11 protein-coding genes are annotated in these 21259 nt (G+C 72.2%); 3 read left to right on the top strand and 8 right to left on the bottom strand.

Features of this window, described 5'->3' with window-relative positions; genetic code table 11:
* Window positions 1–8: 8 nt before the first annotated feature.
* From OG331_RS18475 to OG331_RS18485, 3 genes are all read right to left on the bottom strand, one after another.
* On the bottom strand, window positions 9–3680 hold the full coding sequence (locus tag OG331_RS18475) for a UvrD-helicase domain-containing protein (protein WP_406197534.1): 3672 nt from the start codon (window positions 3678–3680) through the stop codon (window positions 9–11).
* Window positions 3681–3794: 114 nt separating this feature from the next.
* The gene (locus OG331_RS18480) at window positions 3795–7187 is read right to left on the bottom strand and encodes an ATP-dependent helicase (protein WP_406197536.1); all 3393 of its coding nucleotides are present in this window, start codon (window positions 7185–7187) and stop codon (window positions 3795–3797) included.
* A gap of 257 nt (window positions 7188–7444) precedes the next feature.
* Window positions 7445–7852, bottom strand: coding sequence for an MGMT family protein (locus tag OG331_RS18485; protein WP_406197538.1), 408 nt, complete (start codon window positions 7850–7852; stop codon window positions 7445–7447).
* Window positions 7853–8038: 186 nt separating this feature from the next.
* On the opposite strand from OG331_RS18485, the gene OG331_RS18490 reads away from it, so the two are divergent.
* The 3 genes from OG331_RS18490 to OG331_RS18500 all read left to right on the top strand — a co-directional run bounded on the left by OG331_RS18490 (window position 8039) and on the right by OG331_RS18500 (window position 14241).
* Window positions 8039–10855 (top strand): lysylphosphatidylglycerol synthase domain-containing protein, encoded by a 2817-nt coding sequence (locus OG331_RS18490; RefSeq protein WP_406197540.1) that lies wholly within the window; start codon window positions 8039–8041, stop codon window positions 10853–10855.
* Window positions 10856–11008: 153 nt separating this feature from the next.
* A complete protein-coding gene (locus tag OG331_RS18495; protein WP_406197543.1) occupies window positions 11009–12556 on the top strand; it encodes an alpha/beta hydrolase in 1548 nt (515 codons plus the stop codon).
* A gap of 134 nt (window positions 12557–12690) precedes the next feature.
* A complete protein-coding gene (locus OG331_RS18500; protein WP_406197545.1) occupies window positions 12691–14241 on the top strand; it encodes an alpha/beta hydrolase in 1551 nt (516 codons plus the stop codon).
* 83 nt (window positions 14242–14324) lie between these two features.
* Here the strand turns inward: OG331_RS18500 and moeZ are convergent, their stop codons facing one another.
* The 5 genes from moeZ to OG331_RS18525 form a co-directional block, all read right to left on the bottom strand.
* Window positions 14325–15503 carry an adenylyltransferase/sulfurtransferase MoeZ gene (gene moeZ, locus OG331_RS18505; RefSeq protein WP_406197548.1) on the bottom strand — a complete coding sequence of 393 codons (1179 nt, stop codon included), beginning with the start codon at window positions 15501–15503 and terminating at the stop codon, window positions 14325–14327.
* Between the two features lie 63 nt (window positions 15504–15566).
* Entirely contained in the window at window positions 15567–16451 is an 885-nt protein-coding gene (locus tag OG331_RS18510; RefSeq protein WP_406197551.1) for a spherulation-specific family 4 protein, read from the bottom strand.
* Window positions 16439–17488 carry an NAD-dependent epimerase/dehydratase family protein gene (locus tag OG331_RS18515; protein ID WP_406197554.1) on the bottom strand — a complete coding sequence of 350 codons (1050 nt, stop codon included), beginning with the start codon at window positions 17486–17488 and terminating at the stop codon, window positions 16439–16441. The genes OG331_RS18510 and OG331_RS18515 overlap by 13 nt, the downstream gene beginning before the upstream one ends.
* A 392-nt stretch (window positions 17489–17880) precedes the next feature.
* The gene (locus OG331_RS18520) at window positions 17881–19383 is read right to left on the bottom strand and encodes a hypothetical protein (protein ID WP_406197556.1); all 1503 of its coding nucleotides are present in this window, start codon (window positions 19381–19383) and stop codon (window positions 17881–17883) included.
* Window positions 19380–21089: a DUF3492 domain-containing protein gene (locus OG331_RS18525; RefSeq protein WP_406210102.1), complete on the bottom strand. Its 1710-nt coding sequence runs from the start codon at window positions 21087–21089 to the stop codon at window positions 19380–19382. The genes OG331_RS18520 and OG331_RS18525 overlap by 4 nt, the downstream gene beginning before the upstream one ends.
* Window positions 21090–21259 lie beyond the last annotated feature (170 nt).

The raw sequence follows: 21259 nt of genomic DNA on the forward strand, positions 1-21259 counted from the left end.
TCACGAGCCTATCGGCCCGCACCGACATCCTCGGTGGGCGGTTCCTCACACTCCGCCTCCGCGACCGGGTCCTCGGTCAGCAGCCGCTCCAGTGCCGTCCGGTCCGGCAGGTCGTCCGGTCGTACGACCTCACCGCTGCGGACGTAAAGGAACGAGGCGTTGACCGATCCCAGCGGCACGCCCTCCTGCTCGGCCCAGGCGAGCCGGTACAGGGCGAGCTGGAGCGGGTCGGCGGTGCGGGTCCGGTTGGTCTTCCAGTCGACGATCTCGTACGTCGCCCCGTCGCCGTCGCCCTCCTTGTAGACGGCGTCGATACGGCCCCTCACGACGCGGCCCGCGATCGCGAGCTGGAAGGGGGCCTCGACCCGGTAAGGCGTGCGGTGCGCGTACTCGGTGCGCTCGAAGGCGTCCTTGAGGGCCTCCAGGTCGCGCTCGTCGGCGATCTCGGCCTCGCTGCCGGGCAGGTCGTCCGGCTCCAGCATGGGAAGCGTGAGCTCTTCGAAGCGGGCCTCGACCCAGGCGTGGAATCGGGTGCCGCGGCGCGCGGCAGGTTGTGGAGGGCGCGGCATGGGGCGCGCGAGCTCCTGCGCGAACCCGTCCGGGTCGGCGGCCAGCCGCATCAGCTGGGACGCGGTCAGCGACGCGGGCAGGGTCACGTCGGTGACGCTCGCGCGGGCGCGCAGGAGCTCTCCGGTGAGGGCATCGAGGTCGCGGTCCCAGGAGGCGAGGGTGCGGGTCTCCTCGGGGGTGAGGGGTTCCGGTTCCGTGGGATGAGGGCGTGCGCTTGGTCCGGTGGGGGGCTCCGGGGCCGTCGCCTGGTGCGGGATGGCCAGGCGGCCGGTGGGCCGGACATCCCGGTCGCCGGGGTCCGCCTGGGACGACCGGTCGCCGGCGAAGGACTCGTCGGGGTCGGACACGAAGGGCCTGTCCCGAGGGGAGCCGTCCGCGAAGGGGCCGTCTCGGCGGGGGCCGTCCCCGAAGGACTCCTCGGCGATCCCTGCGTCGGCAAAGGAATCGTCGGCAAAGGATTCGTCGCCGAAGGATTCGTCGGCGAAGGGATCATCCTCGTCAGGCAGATCGTCCACGAACGCTTCGTCGTCGTCCGGCGGCGGAGGCCAGTCCGGATCGTCGTACGTGTCCGGGTCGTGTGCGGCGGCGGGCCGACCGTCCTCGTGGGAGGTGAGGGTCTCCAGGTGGGCCAGGACCGTCTCGGCGGCGGCCCGGCGTCGGGCCAGGGCCGCCCCGTCGAGGGGCAGGGGCCACAGCTGGTCGGCGTTCTCCCGGTGCAGGGCCGGGTTCTCCTCGTCCTCGGCCGGCTCGTCGGCCCACGCCTCGATCTCGCCGTACCCGGCCGCGCAGTGGTCGTACAGGGCCTGCAGGAAGTCGGAGGGTCCGCGGGGTTTCTTCTGGGTGGGGCCCCACCAGTGGCCGGAGCCGAGGAGCAGGGAGCGGGGGCGGGTGAAGGTGACGTAGCCGAGGCGGAGTTCCTCGGTGTGCTGGTGATCCTTCATGGCCTCGTGGAAGGCCTTCAGGCCGCGGGAGTCCCAGGAGGCGACGTCCGGGAGCGTGTCGGTGTCGCCGCGCAGCTCGTGCGGGAGGACCTTGCCCTGCGCGGTCCACTTCTCGCGGCCCTGGGTGCTGGGGAAAGTGCCCGTGACCAGGCCGGGGACGACGACGACGTCCCACTCCAGGCCCTTGGACTTGTGCGCGGTGAGCACCTTGACGGTGTTCTCGCCGCCCGGAAGGGCGTTGTCGAGCCCCTTCTCGTACTGGGCGGCGGTGCGCAGGAAGCCCAGGAAGGCGAGCAGGGACGCCTCGTTGTCGCCGGCCGCGAAGGACGCGGCGACGTCGAGGAAGTTGGACAGGGTCTCGCGGCGGCGGGCGGCCAGCGCGTGCGGGGACGCCGACAGCTCCACTTCCAGGCCGGTGACGGCGAGGACGCGGTGGAGGACGTCCATCAGCGGGTCGGACAGGGAGCGGCGCAGGTCGCGCAGTTCGGTGGCCAGGCGCGCGAACCGCACGCGCGCGTCCGGCGAGAAGGGCAGCCCGTCGTCGTCACCGTCGCCGTCGATCGGTGTCTCGAGGAAGGTGTCGAGGGCGTCCGCGAGCGAGATGACCTCGGCGGGGTCGACCCCTTCGACGGCCTCGGCGAGGCGGCGGTCCGGGTCGTCGTCGCCGTCCACGCGCGCGTACGACACCAGCCGCCGTGCGCGGCGCCCCAGGAGGGCGAGGTCGCGCGGGCCGATGCGCCAGCGCGGGCCGGTGAGGAGGCGGACCAGGGCGGCGTTGGCTCCGGGGTCCTGGAGGACCTCGCAGACGGCGACCAGGTCGGCGATCTCGGGCAGATGGAGCAGCCCGGACAGGCCGACCACCTCGACGGGGATGTCCTGGGCGACGAGCGCGGCCTGGATCGCGGCGAAGTCGGTCGCCGTGCGGCACAGGACGGCGATCTCGCCGGGTTCCTTGCCGGTGCGGACGAGATGCGCCACGGAGTCGGCGATCCAGTCGATCTCCTCGGCATGGGTGGGCAGGAGGGCACAGCGGACCGTGCCGTCGTGCTCGGCACCCGGGGCCGGGCGGAGGGCCTCCACGCCCGCGTGCATGGCGCGCAGGGGATCGGCGAGGCCGTTGGCGAGGTCCAGGAGGCGGCCCCCGCTGCGGCGGTTCTCGCTGAGCGCCTGGCGGGCGGCGGGGCGTCCGTCGGCCTGCGCGAAGTGCTCGGGAAAGTCGTCGAGGTTGGCTACGGAGGCGCCGCGCCAGCCGTAGATCGCCTGGCAGGGGTCTCCGACAGCGGTCACCGGGTGGCCGGTACCGCCTCCGAACAGGCCTGCCAGGAGGACGCGTTGGGCGACGGACGTGTCCTGGTACTCGTCCAGGAGGACCACACGGAACTCGTCGCGCAGGATGGGGCCCACCTCGGGGATCCCGGCGAGCTGTGCCGACAGGGCGATCTGGTCGCCGAAGTCGAGCAGGTCCCGCTCCCGCTTGGCCGCGCGGTAGCGGCGCACGAGGTCGGCGAGTTCCCTGCGGGCCGCAGCCGCCTCGGGGACCTTGCGCAGTTCGGCGTTGGTGAGCTTGGCGCCTTGCAGGGTGAGCAGCAGCCCGGCGTCGTATGCGCGCAGGGCCTCGGGTTGTACGAGGTGCTCGGCGAGTTCGGCGTCGAGGGTGAGGAGGTCGCTGACCAGGTCGGCGAAGGAGCGGGTCAATGCTGGGTAGGGGCCCGGGGCTTCGCGCAGCACGCGCGCGGCGAGTTGGTAGCGGGTGGCGTCGGCGAGCAGGCGGGACGTCGGTTCGAGGCCGATGCGCAGGCCGTGGTCGGTCAGCAGGCGGCCGGCGAAGGCGTGGTACGTCGAGATCACCGGCTCGCCCGGCGGGTTGTCCGGGTCGATGACGTCGGGGTCGGTGACGCCGGCCCTGATGAGCGCCTTGCGGACACGTTCGGCGAGTTCTCCGGCGGCCTTGTTGGTGAAGGTCAGGCCGAGGACCTGTTCGGGGGCGACCTGGCCGGTGCCGACCAGCCACACCACGCGTGCCGCCATCACCGTCGTCTTGCCCGATCCGGCTCCGGCCACGATGACCTGCGGGGCGGGCGGCGCGGTGATGCAGGCCGTCTGCTCCGGAGTGAACGGGATGCCGAGGAGCTCCTTGAGCTGCTCGGGATCGGAGATATGGGCGGACACTTCAGAGAGGCTAGCGGCGGGCACTGACAGTCGATGCCGGATCACCCTTCGGGCCGGAAGAGCCGCAGGTCAGCACGGGTGGTGCGATCGGTCACTCCGGTTACTGACGATGCGTTACTCGATCACGTGCCGTCCTTCGGGCCGCGCGCTGCACGACGCCCGGAACGCGCAGTGGGTGCAGTGCTGGCCCGCTGTGGGCGCGAACCGCTCGTCCAGGACCTTGCCGGCCGCCGTGGCCAGCAGGTCGCCGACCCACTCGCCCTCGGCGCCCTCCAGGGGCTCCTGACCCTGCACCTTGGGAAGCGTCTCGCCGCCGTCGCGCTTGGCGGCGCCCTGGCGCAGCTGGACGAGTTCGGCGCCGCCCGGCTCGGGGCGTACGCCGTCGAAGGCCTCGTCGACGGCGCCCTCGTTGACGGCGAGCTGATAGACGGCGAGCTGCGGGTGGCGGGCCACCTCGGCCGCGCTGGGCGCCTGCTTGCCGGTCTTGAAGTCGACGACGTAGGCACGCCCTTCGCCGTCTGCCTCGACGCGGTCCATCTGGCCACGGATGCGCACCTCGAAGTCGCCCGCCCCGAGGGTGACGTCGAAGTCGTGCTCGCTCGCCACCGGAGTTCGCCCCGCGCGGTCCATCACGTGCCACTTGAGGAAGCGTTCGAGCGCCACGCGCGCGTTGTCCTTCTCCTGCGCCGACTTCCACGGCGCGTCGAAGGCCAGCGCGTTCCACACAGAGTCGAGGCGCTCCATGAGGACGGCGAGGTCGGCCGGGGTGTGCCCGGAAGCGACCTCGTCGGCGAGGACGTGCACGACGTTGCCGAAGCCCTGGGCGACCGTCGCGGGCGCGTCGGCCTTCACCTCACGGCCCAGGAACCACTGCAGGGCGCAGGTGTTGGCAAGTTGGTCGAGGGCGCTCCCGGAGAGCACCACGGGCTGGTCGCGGTTGCGCAGCGGCACCTTGGACTCGGTCGGCTCGAACATGCCCCACCAGCGGTAGGGGTGCGCGGCCGGGACCAGCGGGCGGCCGTCCTCGTCGGCGAGCGCGGCGAGCCGGGCCAGGCGGCGGGCGGCGGCCTCCCTGAGGGTGTCCGACGCGCGCGGGTCGACCGTCGTCGCCCGGAGTTCGGCCACGAGCGCGGCGACGGACAGCGGGCGGCGCGGGCGGCCCGTCACGTCCCTGGGTTCCACACCGAGTTCGGTCAGGAAGCGGGAGGGCTGGTCGCCGTCGTCCGCGGGGGCCTTCACCGCGGTGACGACGAGGCGTTCACGCGCGCGGGTGGCGGCGACGTAGAACAGGCGGCGCTCCTCCGCCAACAGCGCGCCCGGGGTGAGCGGTTCGGCGAGTCCGTCGCGCCCGATGCGGTCGGCCTCCAGGAGGGAGCCGCGACGGCGCAGGTCCGGCCACAGGCCCTCCTGGACGCCCGCGACGACGACCAGGCGCCACTCGAGGCCCTTGGAGCGGTGCGCGGTCATCAGGCGCACGGCGTCGGGGCCTACGGCACGCCGCGTGAGGGTGTCGGCGGCGATGTCCTCGGCCTCGACCTCCTCCAGGAAGTTCAGGGCGCCCCGGCCGCCGGTGCGCTCCTCCGCGCGGGTCGCTGTCGCGAACAGCGCGCATACGGCGTCGAGGTCACGGTCGGCGTTGCGGCCGGCCGCGCCGCCGCGGCGGGCGGTCCGCTCCAGGCGAGTGGGCCACGGCGTGCCCTCCCACAGGTCCCACAGCGCCTCCTCGGCCGTACCGCCGCCCGCGAGGCGCTCACGGGCCTTGCGCAGCAGTGCGCCGAGGCGCTGGGCGCCACGCGCGTACGTGGGGTCGTGCACGGCCAGGCGCTCCGGCTCGGCGAGCGCCCGCGCGAGCAGGTCGTCCGAGGGCGGCGGCAGGGGGTTTCCCGCGGCCCGCTCCTCGTCGCGCAGGGCGCGCCCGAGGCGGCGCAGGTCGGCGGCGTCCATGCCGGCGAGGGGCGAAGCGAGCAGGCTCAGGGCGGTCTCGGTGTCGAGCCAGGAGGTGGCGGGCTCGTCCGCGGAGTCGTCGCCGACGGGGTCGCCGTCCTGCGGCCGTACGTCGTGCCCCTCGGGTTCACGCTGCACGCCCCCGTCGGTCGGCTCGGCCGCCGGGGCCGCCTCGGCCGTGGCCACCGCCCGCAGTGCGGTCAGCAGGGGCGCCACCGCCGGCTCATGCCTCAGGGGCAGGTCGTCACCGTCGATGTCCAGGGGCACCCCGGCCGCCGTGAGCGCTCGGCGCACGGTCGGGATCGTGCGCGATCCGGCACGCACCAGTACGGCCATCTCGCCCCACGGGACGCCGTCCTCCAGATGCGCCCTGCGCAGGATGTCGGCGACGTTGTCCAGCTCGGTGCCGGGTGTCGGGTACGTGAAGACCTCCACGCGGCCGCCGTCGCGGACCGGCGCCGGCTCGCGGTGGGCGCGTACCTTCTCCGCCGGAAGGCGGGTCAGCGGCATCCGCTGGGTCAGGAGCCGAGTCGCGGCCAGCAGGCCGGCGCCGGAACGGCGGGAGGTGCGCAGGACCTCCACGCGCGCGGGCCGGCCGTCCGCGCGCGGGAAGGCGTGCGGGAACTCCAGGATGCCGTTCACGTCGGCGCCCCTGAAGGCGTAGATCGACTGATCCGGGTCGCCGAAGGCCACGAGGGTCCGCCCGCCGCCGGCCAGGGCGTGCAGCAGCCGCACCTGGGCCGGATCGGTGTCCTGGTACTCGTCGACGAAGACGGCGTCGTACTGCGCGGCGAACCGCTCGGCGGCCTCGGGGCGGTGGGCGAGGAGCACCGCGCGGTGGACGAGTTCGGCGTAGTCGAGCACGCCCTGCATGTCGAGCACGTCGAGGTACTCGGCGAGGAAGGACGCCGCGGCGCGCCAGTCGGGGCGGCCGATGCGGTGGGCGAAGGCGTCCAGGGCGTCCGGGCCGAGGCCCAGTTCGCGGCTGCGGGCGAGGACCGCGCGGACCTCGTCGGCGAAGCCGCGGGTGGTCAGGCAGGCGCGCAGCTCGTCCGGCCAGCGCACATGTGCGAGGCCGAGCCGCTCCAGGTCCGGCTGGCCCGCGAGCAGCTCCCGCACGGCCACGTCCTGCTCCGGGCCGGACAGCAGCCGCAGCGGCTCCACGAACAGATCGCTGTCCTGGTGGGCGCGGACCAGTGCGTAGCAGAACGAGTGGAACGTGGTCGCCTGGGGCGCACGCGCCGCCCCTATGCGCAGCGCCATGCGGTCGCGCAGCGCCACGGCGGCCTTGCGGCTGAAAGTCAGCACCAGGATGCGCTCGGGGTCCGAGCCGCGGGCGATGCGCTCAGCCACCGACTCGACGAGCGTGGTGGTCTTACCGGTGCCCGGACCTGCGAGAACAAGAAGGGGACCGGCGGCATGGTCAACCACGGCGCGCTGTGCGGCGTCAAGACGAGGGGGAGCCACTCGGACCGGAGGGGTACGCACCAGCCGGTAAGCGCCACTGGCCCCCTGTCGCACCTGGGGGTGCGACAGGCGCCTGGTGGAGAAAGAGGAGCTCACGTGGTTCGCCGGTCCTGGTGGGTGTGCTGGTGGGTCGCCCCTCGCGCGTGGAGGGCGGTGGCTGGGAGGTGAGGGCGACGCGTGCAGCCGACGCTACGCCGAGGGGTAGTGCGGAAGCAGGGCTTCCGATTCATCCCTCTGGGCACTCGTGTCACGTGCGTCCCTCGACTCACGAACGTACGTCATGCCACGGACGTGCCCTCTTTCCCCCGTACGGATCACAGGTCACACAGCGGGCCGTCCGATGGCGGAAGCTGTCAGGTGTGACCCTGTGCGCGTCCGCCGCCGTCCCAGCGCGCCCGTCTCATGTCGAGGCGCGGCAGGTGGCCCTCGGCGGCCCTGCTCGCCTCCTTCAGCGGTGTGCCTTCCGCGCGGTAGTGCTCCAGCGCCCGCAGCTCGTGGCCCGGCAGCAGGACCCCGTCCGCGCGGACCACCCGCCACCACGGAACGGCGCCCCCGTACAGGGCCATCACACGACCGACCTGCCGGGGACCGCCCTCCTCAAGCCACTCCGCGACGTCCCCGTACGTCATGACGCGCCCCGGCGGAATCACGTCGGCGACCTCCAGCACGCGCTCGGCGTACTCCGGCAGCGCGTCAGCGTGCTCCGGGTGGCCCCGGTCGTACTCCGGGCGGGTGGCGTCCGGAAGGCTCTCCTCGCTCATCCGGCCCATCCTGCCGCACCCCACCGACAATGTGACGCGCTCGCCACTGTGCGTATGCCTCGCCCCGAGGCGCAGCTTCGGGCAGACTGTGCGCCCCCGCATTTGCACCCTGATGCCCCCGTGTGTCGGTGGGGCATGCCACCATCGTGCGGGCGGTGACTGGTGATACGAGATCAAGAAGAGACGATGAAGCAGCAGGGTGTGCACCCGGAGGGCGCGGAAAGCACCTCTGACGCTTCGTCGCGCCCGGACACCGTGAACGCCGACAAGAAGGACACCGGCGACAGCGGCGGCAAGAAGGACGCGCCCGGCAAGGGTGGCGGCACGAGCGACGCCGGCCGCAAGGCCGTCGAGGGGAAGGCCGCGTACGACCTCGAAGAGGTGCACGCCGACGAGGTCGAGGGCGACGAACCGCTGCTCCCCGCGCGCGTGCACCGCCCGTCCGACCTCATGCGGCTCCTCGTGGGCGTGCTGGGCATCGCCCTGCTGCTCGCGATCGCCGCGTTCGCGCACGGCACCACCTCGGGTCTCGAGCAGGACATCAACAAGGGCACCGGGCAGGCGCCCGACTTGTTCAGCAAGATCGCCGGGCTCGTGTCCAGCATCGCGATCCTCCTGGTGCCCGTCGCCTTCGCGATCGAGCGCCTGATCAAGCGGGACGGGCTACGGATCGCCGACGGCGTCCTCGCCGCGGTCCTCGCGCACGGCGTGACGCTCGCCACAGACCTGTGGGTCGCACGGGCCGCCCCGGACTCCATCCGGGACGCGCTCACCCAGCCCTCCCCCGGCGACATCGGCTCCCTCACCGACCCGGTGCACGGCTACCTCGCCCCGGTCATCGCGTACATGACGGCCGTGGGCATGTCCCGCAGACCCCGCTGGCGTGCGGTCCTGTGGGCGGTCCTGGTCCTGTACGCCTTCTCGATGCTGGTCACCGGCTACACCACGCCGTTCTCGATCCTCCTGACGCTTCTGATCGGCTGGACCGTCGCCTACGGCACGCTGTACGCGGTCGGCTCGCCCAACGTCCGGCCCACGGGGCGGACCCTGATGGCGGGCCTCAGGCACGTCGGCTTCCGCCCGGTGAGCGCGGCCCGCGAGGAGGTGTCGGAGGAGTCCGGCGACCGTGGCCGGCGGTACTTCGTCACCCTTGAGGATGGTCCCCCGCTCGACGTCACGGTGGTGGACCGGGAGCAGCAGGCCCAGGGCTTCTTCTACCGCGCGTGGCGCAATCTGACGCTGCGCGGCTTTGCCACCCGCAGCAGCCTCCAGTCACTGCGCCAGGCCCTGGAGCAGGAGGCGCTGCTCGCCTACGCGGCGATCGCGGCCGGCGCCAACGCGCCCAAGCTGATCGCCACCTCGGAGCTCGGCCCGGACGCCGTGATGCTGGTCTACGAGCACACCGGCGGGCACACCCTGGACTCGCTGCCGGACGAAGAGATCACCGACGACCTGCTGCGCGACACCTGGCTCCAGGTGAAGGCGCTGCAGTCCCGCCGCATCGCCCACCGCAGGCTCGTGGGGGACGCGATCCTGGTGGATCGTTCCGGCAAGGTGATCATCACCGATCTGCGGATCGGCGAGATCGCGGCGAACAATCTGCTGCTGCGCATGGACATCTCCCAGCTGCTGGTGACGCTCGGCCTGCGCGTCGGCGCCGAGCGCGCGGTGGCCTCGGCGGTGGGCGTACTCGGCCCCGACGCCGTGGCCGATTGTCTGCCGATGCTGCAGCCCATCGCCCTGAGCCGCTCCACGCGCGCGACGCTTCGCCGACTCGCCCGCGAGCGGGCCGAGCGCGAGCGTGAGGCGGTGCTGGAGGCCTCCCGGCACGCCAAGGCCGCGCGCAGCGAGGACGCCGGGCCGGTACTCGACAAGCCGGACCAGGAGCTCGAAAAGAAGCTCGACAAGCCGGAGAAGCAAGACAAGAAGACCGTACGGGCGCAGGCGCGGGCCGAGAAGCGGGCCATCGACGAGGCCCTGGACGAGGCTCGCGAGGAGGATCTGCTCACGCAGATCCGCCACGAGGTGCTGCTCATCAGGCCGCAGGCACCCGTCGAACCCGCCCGACTGGAGCGGGTGCGGCCGCGCACGCTGATCAGCTTCATCGCCGGTGCCATCGGCGCGTACTTCCTGCTCACGCAGCTCACGCACATCGAGTTCGGCCCGCTCATCGCCAACGCCCAGTGGGGCTGGGTGGCCGCGGCCGTGCTGTTCTCGGCGGCCAGTTACTTCGCGGCGGCGATGGCGCTGCTGGGGTTCGTGCCCGAGCGGGTGCCGTTCCGGCGGACCGTGTCGGCGCAGGTCGCCGGTTCCTTCGTGAAGATCGTCGCACCGGCCGCGGTCGGCGGCGTCGCCCTCAACACGCGGTTCCTGCAGCGCGCGGGAGTGCGGCCGGGACTCGCGGTGGCGAGCGTCGGCGCCTCGCAGTTGTTCGGGCTCGGCTGCCACATCCTGATGCTGCTGTCCTTCGGCTACCTGACCGGCACCGAGAAGACGCCGTCGCTGTCGCCGTCCCGGACCGTCATCGCGGGTCTGCTGACGGTGGCCGTACTGGTCCTCGTGGTGACGTCGGTGCCGTTCCTGCGGAAATTCGTCGTCACGCGCGTGAGGTCGTTGTTCGCGGGTGTCGTGCCGCGCATGCTCGACGTGCTGCAGCGGCCCAAGAAGCTGGTCACCGGCATCGGCGGCATGCTGCTGCTGACCGCCTGCTTCGTGATGTGCCTGGACGCGTCGATCAGGGCGTTCGGCAGCGAGGGGACCTCGATCAGCATCGCCAGCGTGGCTGTCGTCTTCCTCGCGGGCAACGCCCTCGGCTCCGCGGCCCCGACCCCGGGCGGCGTCGGCGCTGTGGAGGCGACCCTGACCGTCGGTCTGATCGCCGTGGGCCTGCCCAGCGAGGTCGCCGCGCCGTCGGTGCTGCTTTTCCGGCTGCTGACACTGTGGCTGCCGGTGCTGCCGGGCTGGCTGGCCTTCAACCACCTGACCCGCAAGGGCGCGCTGTAACACGCGCGGACTCGTCCTGCGAGGACCGCGGACTTGTCCTACGAGGAGCAGGGCGTCGTACGTTGTAAGGGCACGTAAGCGGGTGGGGCGTAGCCGTACCTCGTACGGACCGCGCCCCGAGCGCCCCACCACGTACGACCGCAGGATGGGACCATGCCGAACCCTCCCCGGAAGCGCGCCGCTGCCCTGACCGCCGCCGCCCTGCTGCTGTCCTCCTTGCTGGCCGGCTGCAGCGACGGCGACTCCGGGGACGAGGACCTCACGGCCCAGAAGCTGAGCTGGAAGGACTGCCCGACCCCCTCCCAGGCACAGGGCGGCGCGGGCAGCCCGTCACCGCTGCCGGACGGCGACTCATGGCAGTGCGCCACCATGAAGGCACCCCGTGACTGGGACGACCCCAAGGGCGACACGATCGACATCGACCTGATCCGGGCGCAGTCCAGCGGCGACCCGAACCGGCGCATCGGCTCGCTGATCTTCAACTTCGGCGGGCCGGGTGCGTCGGGCGTCACCACGCTGCCCGCCTTCGGCGACGGGTACGAGAAGCTGCGCACCCGCTACGACCTGGTGAGCTTCGACCCGCGCGGGGTCGGCCGCAGCGCGCCCGTACTGTGCGAGGACGACCAGCAGCTCGACGCCTACTTCCAGCAGGACACGACGCCGGACGACGCCGCAGAGCGGACCGAACTGGTGGACAGCACCACGGAGTTCAACGACGCCTGCGAGGAGAACTCCGACGAGATGCTGCCGCATGTGCGCACCACCGACGCGGCCCGCGACATGGACCTGATGCGCCAGGTGCTCGGCGACGACAAACTGCACTACTTCGGCATCTCTTACGGCACCGAACTCGGCGGTGTCTACGCCCACTTGTTCCCCAAGAACGTGGGACGCGCGGTCTTCGACGCGGTGGTCGACCCGACACAGAACTCCGAGGAGGGCTCACTCGGGCAGGTCAAGGGCTTTCAGCTGGCGCTCGACAACTTCGCGGAGGACTGCACCTCGAAGACCGAGGACTGCCCGATCGGCGACACCGCACAGGACGTCAAGAACCGCATGGCGAAGCTGCTGAAGGACCTCGACAGCAAGCCGATCCAGGGCGTGTTCCCGCGCGAGCTGACCCAGAGCGCTGCGACCAACGGCATCGCGCAGGCGCTGTACTCGCAGGACCTCTGGCAGTACCTCACCGAGGGGCTGGAGCAGGCGTACGACGGTGACGGCCGGATTCTGATGCTGCTGTCCGACTCGTTGAACGGGCGCAGCGAGAACGGCGAGTACAGCAACATCACCGCCGCCAACATCTCGATCAACTGCGCCGACGACAAGCCGCGGTACACGCCGGCTGACGTGGAGCGGAAACTGCCCGAATTCCGGGCCGCCTCGCCTTTGTTCGGTGACGCCTTCGCCTGGTCGATGCTCAGCTGCACCGACTGGGCCGTGGCGGGCGCCGCCGACCATCCGGACGTGAGCGCGCCCGGCTCCGCGCCGATCCTGGTCGTGGGCAACACGGGCGACCCGGCCACGCCGTATGAAGGCGCGCGGCGGATGGTGGAGGCGCTGGGCGACGGGGTGGGCGTCGAGCTGACGTACAAGGGGCAGGGCCATGGGGCGTACAACAGCAAGAGCAAGTGCGTGCAGGACTCGGTGAACGGATATCTGCTGGACGGGAAGGTGCCGGCGGCCGGGACCGTCTGCTCCTGAGACCTCACCGAGAGTCCAGAAAACAGCAGGTCAGAGAGTTATCCACAGGCCCCGGCGGCATTTTCGTGATCCGCCTACTATGGCCTGACCGCCATCCGCGGCACGGTGCGGACGGCCTGCGAGGGGGGATGGGCATGGCGCGTTTCGTACGGTGGACGGCTCTGACGGCCGCCGCCGCGCTGTTGGTGACGGGCTGCAGCGGCGGCTCGTCCTCGGACGGCGCGGAGGCCGGTGGGGAGACGAGCGGCGCGAGTTCATCAGGCGCTTCCACGGGCTCGGCGACCACGCTGCCGGCCTCGCTCACCTCGCAGAAACTCGACTGGGGGCGCTGCAAGGCCACCGGGGACGCCCCCGCGCCGGGCGACGAGTGGCAGTGCGCGACGCTCAAGGCACCGTTGGACTGGACGAAACCGGACGGCAGGACGATCGACCTCGCCCTGATCCGCGCCAAGGCGGGCGGCGGCGACCGCATCGGCTCGCTCCTGTTCAACTTCGGCGGCCCCGGCAGCTCAGGGGTGTCCACACTGCCGTGGTACGCCTCCAATGCGTCCGAACTGGGCGAGCGGTACGACCTGGTGAGCTGGGATCCGCGCGGGGTGGGCGCCAGCGAGGGCGTCCGCTGCCGCAGCGACAAGGAGATCCAGGCCGCCGAGTCGGTGGACATCACGCCGGACACCCCGGCCGAGGCGACGGCGTACTTCCGGGACGCCGCCTCCTTCGGCAAGGGCTGCCAGAAGTCCACGGGGAAGCTGATGGCACATGTGTCGACCACGGACACTGCCCGAGACATGGACCTGATGCGCCAGGTCCTCGGCGATCCGAAGATGCACTACTTCGGCATCTCGTACGGCACCGAACTCGGCGGTGTCTACGCCCACTTGTTCCCGAAAAACGTCGGGCGACTGATCCTGGACGCGGTCGCCGACCCGAGTGCCGACGCGGCGGGGCATGTCGAGAACCAGGCCAGGGGCTTCCAGCGCGCGTTGAACAACTACCTCAAGTCCACCGGGCAGGACGCCGAGGAGGGCTCGCAGAAGATCGTGGACCTGCTGAAGCGGATCGATGAGAGCCCGCTCCCGACCGGATCCGAGCGAAAGCTCACGGAGGCACTCGCGCTCACCGGTCTCCTCAGGCCGCTGTACAGCGAGGCGAGTTGGCCGACCCTCACCAGCGCGCTCGATGCGGCCGAGCAGGGAGACGGCTCGGAACTCCTGGCCCTCGCCGACGAGTACAACGATCGCGACCCGTCGGGGCACTACGTCACGGGGGGCCACTCGCAACGGGTCATATCGTGCCTGGACGACAAGCAGCGCCCCACCGCCGAGGAGGCGAGGAAGCTGCTGCCGCGGTTCGAGAAGGTCTCACCCGTGTTCGGACCCATGCTGGGCTGGGACACGGCCGGCTGGTGTCACGACTGGCCGGTGGCCGGGCAGTACGACACCCCCGAGGTGAGCGCGCCGGGTGCGGCGCCGATCCTGCTGGTCGGCAACACCGGCGATCCGGCGACGCCCTACGAGGGCACCCGGAAGATGGCCGACGAGCTCGGCAAGGGCGTCGGTGTGACGCTGACGTGGAAGGGCGAGGGCCACGCCGCGTACGGGAAGGGCAGCGACTGCGTCGACTCGGCGATCAACGCGTACCTGCTTCAGGGGACGGTGCCCAAGGACGGCAAGGTCTGCTCATGACGGTGGCGGGGGCTTCGACCACGCGTGGTGCTCGAAGCCTCCGCCACCGGAGCCGGTCCCGCCCTGAGGGCGGAGCCGTTCGCTCAGTAGACCGGCTTGTCCGGTTCGATCTGGTTGACCCAGCCGATCACACCGCCGCCGACGTGTACGGCGTCGGAGAAGCCCGCGGACTTCAGGACCGCGAGGACTTCCGCACTGCGGACACCCGTCTTGCAGTGCAAGACGATCTTCTTGTCCTGCGGGAGGCTCTCCAGGGCGGTGCCCATGAGGAACTCGTTCTTCGGGATCAGACGGGCGCCGGGGATCGAGACGATCTCGTACTCGTTGATCTCACGGACATCGATGATGTCGATGTTCTCGCCGTCGTCGATCCACTCCTTGAGCTGCTTCGGAGTGATCGTCGAGCCCGCGGCGGCCTCCTGGGCCTCCTCGGAGACGACGCCGCAGAAGGCCTCGTAGTCGATGAGCTCGGTGACGGTCGGGTTCTCGCCGCAGACCGCGCAGCCCGGGTCCTTGCGGACCTTGACCTGGCGGTACTGCATCTCCAGGGCGTCGTAGATCATCAGGCGGCCGACCAGCGGCTCACCGATGCCCGCGAGCAGCTTGATGGCCTCGTTGACCTGGATGGAGCCGATGGACGCGCACAGCACGCCGAGCACGCCGCCCTCGGCGCAGGAGGGGACCATGCCGGGGGGCGGGGGCTCCGGGTAGAGGCAGCGGTAGCAGGGACCGTGCTCGGACCAGAAGACGGAGGCCTGGCCGTCGAAGCGGTAGATCGAGCCCCAGACGTACGGCTTGTTCAGCAGCACGCAGGCGTCGTTGACCAGGTAGCGGGTCGCGAAGTTGTCCGTGCCGTCGACGATCAGGTCGTACTGGCTGAAGATGTCCATCACGTTGTCGGCCTCGAGCCGCTCCTCGTGAAGGATCACGTTCACGTACGGGTTGATGCCGAGGACGGAGTCGCGCGCGGACTCGGCCTTGGAGCGGCCGATGTCGGCCTGGCTGTGGATGATCTGGCGCTGCAGGTTCGACTCGTCGACCTCGTCGAACTCCACGATGCCGAGCGTGCCGACGCCTGCGGCGGCCAGGTACATCAGCGCCGGCGAGCCCAGGCCGCCGGCGCCCACACACAGCACCTTGGCGTTCTTCAGCCGCTTCTGCCCGTCCATCCCGACATCGGGGATGATCAGGTGGCGGGAGTACCTGCGAACCTCGTCTACGGTGAGCTCGGCGGCCGGCTCGACCAGGGGTGGCAGCGACACGGGGACTCCGTTGGTCGGTCTATCACTACGGTTGTTCTCCCCGTAACAGTGCCATGGCCTTTTTCATTCCGAGACACCTGTTCCGATCCGCGAGACGATTTCGTCCCAGTAGCCGGGCATGGTCTCCCAGGGGTCGGTGCGCCCGCCGCGGTCCGTGCGGTCGGTGAACCAGATCGTGGCGGCGCCCTGCCAGCGGGCTATGCGCAGTGCCTCGTCGAGGTGCCCGAGGGGCACCCCGTGGACGAAGTGGCAGAAGCGGTCGGGCGGATAGTCGGCCGTCCACTCGGCAACCTGCGACCAGCGGTAGTCGCTCCACGAGCCGCGGAAGGTGACCAGTTGGTCGGCACACTCGGCGTAGCCCGGGTGCGGGTGGGTGCCGTGGCCGAGGACGATGTGGGCCTCGTCACGCAGGGCGCGGAGCGTGCTGACCGTGCGGCGGACCTCGGGCAGGGCGGCGCGTTCGGTCGGGCAGCGATCGAGGAAGAAGCCGTCGACGAGGTACCAGTCGAGGTAGCGCTGGGCCTCGGAGATCACCTCGTCGAAGGGGCGGGCGCCGTGGGACGCGCCGCCGTGGGACGCACCGCAGTGGTTCCCGGCGAGGTGGGTCGTGCCGCGGTGAGCCCTGTCGTAGCGGGCCGTGCCGGCGTGGGCCCGGTTGAGGCGGGTCGTGCCGGCGTGGGCCGGGTCGAGGTGGGCCGCGTCGAGGTGGCCGAGGACGCGGACTCCGGCGTTGCGGAGTCTGCCGGCGGCCTCCAGGCAGTGGGGGTCGGGTCGGGCGCCGGGGCCGTCGGCGACGTTGAGGACGACCCAGTCCAGGGGGGTTCCGGGGCGGGTGAGTTCGCCCCACTCGGTCGGGGCGAGCAGGGGATGCGCATAGCCGGGGATGCCGAGGCCGGTACGGAGGTCGGTGCTCGCTGTGGGCGGCGTGGCGCCGGTCAGATACGGCATGCCGCCTCCATCCAGATATCGCCCAGGGACTCTTCGAGGTTGATACGGGGGCGCCAGCCGAGCCGGTCGCGGGCGGTGCGTACGTCGGCCTGCTGCCAGCTGCCGCAGCCGTCCGGGTACGGGTAGGCGGCCGGGGAGACCTGGCCCGCCTGGGCGGCGTGGGCCGCGTGCGCCACGTGGGTCGCGTGAGCGGTGTGGGCGGCGTGGGCGGTGTGGCCGGCGTGGGACAAGTGGTCCGAATCGGGGCGCGGGTGGCCGATGGATGCCCGCAACGGGCCGGGCGGGCCGTCGAGTTCGTGGAGGGCGCCGCCATACCCCGCCACGCGGGCGAGCACGGCTGCGGCGTCGCGGAGGCGGACTGCGCGGCCCGAGCCGATGTTGATGACGCCCTGCGCGGCGGACAGCGAGGCGGCGTGGACTGCGCGGGCCACGTCGCGGACGTCGATGAAGTCGCGTTGGGCGCCGAGGCCGGTGAGTTTGAGCTCTCCGTCGCCCGACTGCATGGCGCGGCGCATGGCCTCGGCGAGGCGGCCGAGGGGGGAGCCGGCGGGGGTGCCCGGGCCTGCGGGCGAGAAGACCCGGAGGACCACGGCGTCCAGACCGGAGCCCAGGACCAGTTCGGTGGCGGCGAGTTTGCTGACGCCGTACGGGCCGCCGGGGCGGGGGACGGCGTCCTCGGCCGTGGAGGAGCCGGGCTGGCTCGGGCCGTACTCGGCGCCGCAGCCGATCTGGACGAGGCGGGCGCCGCAGCCGCTGCGGCGCAGGGCCTCGCAGACGGTGGCGACGGCGACGGTGTTGTGGCGGGTGAGTTCGCGGGCGCCGCCTCTGGTGGCGCCCGCGCAGTTGATGACTACGCCGGGGTGGACCGCGTCGAGGAAGCGGGTGAGGGCGCCGGGGCTGCCTGATGCGAGGTCGAAGCGGACGTCGGCGTCGTCGCCGCGGCCCAGCGCGGTGAGTTGGACGGCGGGGTCGGCGAGGAGGCGGTCGGCTACGAAGCGGCCGAGGTAGCCGTTGGCTCCGATCAGCAGGACTCTCATCGGGCGGCTCCCGGGGCCGAGGTGTGGTCGGGTCGGGAGGTGATCATTTGGGGTTCTCCTTCGAGGACTTCAGGCGGAGGGGCTTTCGGGCGAGACAGGGGTTTCGGGCGAGGGAGGGGTTTCGGGCGGGAGGGAAGTTTCGGGCAGGGGGCGTTCGGCGGGGCTGTGGGGGCGTATGCCTGCGGCGGCCTGTGCCGCTGGGTGGGGGTTCGCGTCGCGCCTGCGAGTGCGTTGTGGGTCGGGGCCGCGCCGGGGGGTGTCCGTCCTCGGTCGGGCGGTTGCTGTCGGGCCAGAGGGGCTGTCTCTTGACGCCCGCCGCTGCGGGCGGACACCCCCCGGCACGGCCCCTTGCCGCCGTACGCGGGTGCGGGCACGACGTGGTTGCTGATCCGTCAGCATGTGTCGTCCGCCCTCGCGTGTGCCGATGCCCTCGTCACGGTGCGCAATGTGTGCAGAAGGAGGGTCAGGGCGCCTGCGCCGCAGGCGATGGTGGGGATGGCGGCCGGGCCCCATGTGTCGATGAGGGTCTGCACGGGGGTCGCCAGCAAGGCGCAGCCGGGGAGGCGGGCGGCGAAGAGGGCGGCCAGGGCCGTTGCCTCGGCTGAGGCTGCGGCGGTGAGGACGAGTGCGGGGGCGTGGGTGAAGCCGTGGGTGGTGAGGAGGCGGGCGAGGAGCAGGAGGGCGCCCAGGGTGAGGGTCTGGAGGTAGGCGGGGGGCTCGTTCAGGGTGGTCGTCGTGAGGGTCAGCAGAGCCGTCAGGGCGCAGAGGTAGAGAGCGAACGTGCCCAGGAGCAAGGGCTTTGCCGAGGTGGCGAACTCCTCCAGGGCTCGGCTGGCCGAGAGTTTGCGACGGGCCCGTACGGCGAAGAGGTGGGCGCACCACGCCGCCGGGGCGCAGGAGAGGGTGAGGGCCAGTACGGGGGCTGTGGTGAGGGGCCAAGGGCCTTCGGCGGTGCCGGTGGGGAGGGCGTCCGGGCCCCCGGTGGCGGCTGCCTGGAGGAGGCCGTCGCCGAGGAGGGCGTAGGCGAGGAGCCAGGTGATCCGCGTGATGGTGGGGTGTGCACGGTCCTTGCCGGCGAGGGGGCCCCGGGCCAGGGCGGCGCGCACGGCGAGGGCCACGGCGAGGGTTCCTGCGACGGCCGCGATCAGGCGGGACTGGCCGTGGGTGAGGTGCAGGGCGGTCACAGACGCCGCGCAGATGGCTCCGGGGAGGAGGGCGAGGAGAATCCAGTCCGCTCGGGCGCGGGGGGTGGTGAGGGCCGTGGCGCCTGGGCGTGACTCGGCGTCGCGGGGCACTCGGGCGTACATCTCCTCCGCGAGCGAGAAGACGTCCCGGTGCAGGAAGCGGGAGGCGGTGCGGTCGGTGATGCCGTGGGCTTCCAGGCCGGCCGCGATGTCCAAGGGGTCCACCGCGCGTTCGCACAGGCCTCGGTGACGGTACATCAGCGCCTTCACGGGGTCGGCGCCCATGCGGCCGGCGGAGGTGGTGCGGGGGTCCGTGGGGGTTGATCGGGTGCCGGTGGTGCGCGTGGGGGTGCCGGTGGTGCGCGTGGGGGTGGCGGTGGCGGTTCGTGCGTCGGCGGCGGTGAGGGGCGGTCCGTCGGCCGTGCCTTCCCTTACGTCCGTCCTAGCGGCCGCACCTTCCCTTGCCTCCGTCCCAGCGGCCGCGCGTGTCCGTACGTCCGTCCCAGCGGCCGCGCGTGTCCGTACGTCAACCCCGGCGGCCCCGCCTGCCCGTACGTCCATCCCTGCCACCGCGTCCACCCCTACGTCCGCCCCTGCCGCCGCGTCCTCCCCCGCGTAGGCGTCCGGCGTGAGCCACTCCTCCGAGCGTTCGTCCCATGCACCGGGGCTGGTGGGGGCCCCGGGGCGGTCCAGTCCTCCCAGGCCGTTCATCGCGCTCCCTCCGTCGCGGGCAGGGCGGTGGCGCGTACGGGGGCTCCCGGCGGCCGGGGTGGGCCGCCGCGGGCGACCAGGCGTGTGGTGCGGTCGGGCCAGCGGCCGGGGACGTGGGCCTCGGCGGGGACGGCGAAGGGCAGGGGGGCGCCGGAATCGTCGAGGACGACTCGGCGGACCGGTGTGCGCGAGACGATCTCCAGGTAAATGCCGTGAAATGCTGCGACGTTCTGCTCGACGGTGAACAGTTCGAGCGCACGCGTGCGTCCCGCCGCGCCCAGGCGCTCGCGGCGCTCGGGGTCGCGCAACAGCGCCACGCAGGCCTCCGCGAGCGCGCGGGGATTGCGCGGCGGTACGACGAGACCGGTGCCGCCGATGACCTCCACCACCGCGCCGACGTCGGTGGACACCGTCGCGCGGCCGCAGAACATGGCCTCGACCAGGCCGATCGGGAAGCCCTCCACGACGCTGGACAGGACGGCCACGGCGCCCGAGGCGTAGGCGTAGGCGAGGGCCGGGACCTCAGGGCCGCCGATCTCCTCGAAGGAGACCGGGTTGTGGCCGACTGTGTGCGGACCCTCGGCCTCGTCGGGGAAGAGCTGCGCGGCCAGCACCTTGCAGTGGCCGAGATAGGCGGCACCCTCGGCGCCCGAGGCGGTGCCGACGATCCGCAGGCGGGTCTTCGGTTCCTCCTTGCGGACCTCGGCGAAGGCGTGCAGCAACGACACCAGGTCCTTGGCCGGTTCGACGCGGCCGACCCAGACAAGGGTGTCCGGGTCCGCGCGGTCCGGGCCCTCGCCGACCTCGGCGAAGCGGTCGGCGTCCATGCCGGGGTAGACCGTGCGGAGCTTCGCGCGCTCGGCGCCGCAGCGCTCCTGCCAGCGGCGGGCGTGACCGTTGCCCGGCGTGATGAGCGCGGCACGGGCGTAGGACTCGGCGGCGAGCCTGCCGTGCAGGGCGGCGAGCAGGGAGCGCACGGCGGGCGAGGCGTCGGTCTCGGCCAGATAGTGAGTGCGCAGCCGGACGCCGTACTCGGTCAGCAGCAGCGGTACGCCGTGGAAGTGGCGGGCGAGCAGGGCAGGCAGGGCCGCGGCGCCGCCGGACGTGGCGTGGCACAGGTCGACCGAGCCCAGGCCGTCGTCCTCGTACCAGTCGAGCGAGAGGGGGCGCAGGGTGCGTTCGAGATGCGCGGCGACGGCCAGCAGATCAGGGACGCGCGCCTCGCGCGCCGTGCGCAGGGCGCCCCGCGCTCGGCAGGCGCGCTCGAGGATGCGTACGGCGGACTCGGAGCGGAGCGCTCCCACCAACCCGCCTGCTTCGCAGGCGAGTTCGGCGAGGCCGTACAGCGCGTTGCCGAAACGGTCCGCCTCGGTGGCCGACGCGTCTTCGGGGGTGCCGGACGCGTCTGTGGTGGCACCTGCGCAGAGCACGGTCACCAACTCGCCGTAGCAGTCGGCGAACCGCCGGCGCGCGCGGCGCCCGTACACCACCCCGTCGTCCTCGGCCGCCCACAGCGGCGCCGTGCGCACGCGGGTGACCTGGGGTGGCAGCGGGATCCAGCCCTCGTCCTCCTGGCACTCACTGCGGCTGAGCGCGTAGATGTCGAACTCGTGCTGTCCGAGCCCGCGCACGAGCCGGTCGCACCAGAGCCTGGCGTCACCGCTCACATACGGATAGCCACCCTCCGCAATCAGTCCGATGCGCACGAGCACACCCCCGATCTCCCTTAGGAGAGCCGCCGTTCCCCCGGCGGCTCACAGCGGGACGAACGTATGCGGACAAGGCGGTGGCGCGACGGACGGTTGTCCATCGCGCCACCAAAAGGGGTGAACGGTCGTAACTTTCCCGTGCGGGTCGCGTTCCGTCGCGCTAAGAG

This window comes from Streptomyces sp. NBC_01017 (assembly GCF_045162795.1).
Lineage (GTDB): Bacteria > Actinomycetota > Actinomycetes > Streptomycetales > Streptomycetaceae > Streptomyces > Streptomyces machairae.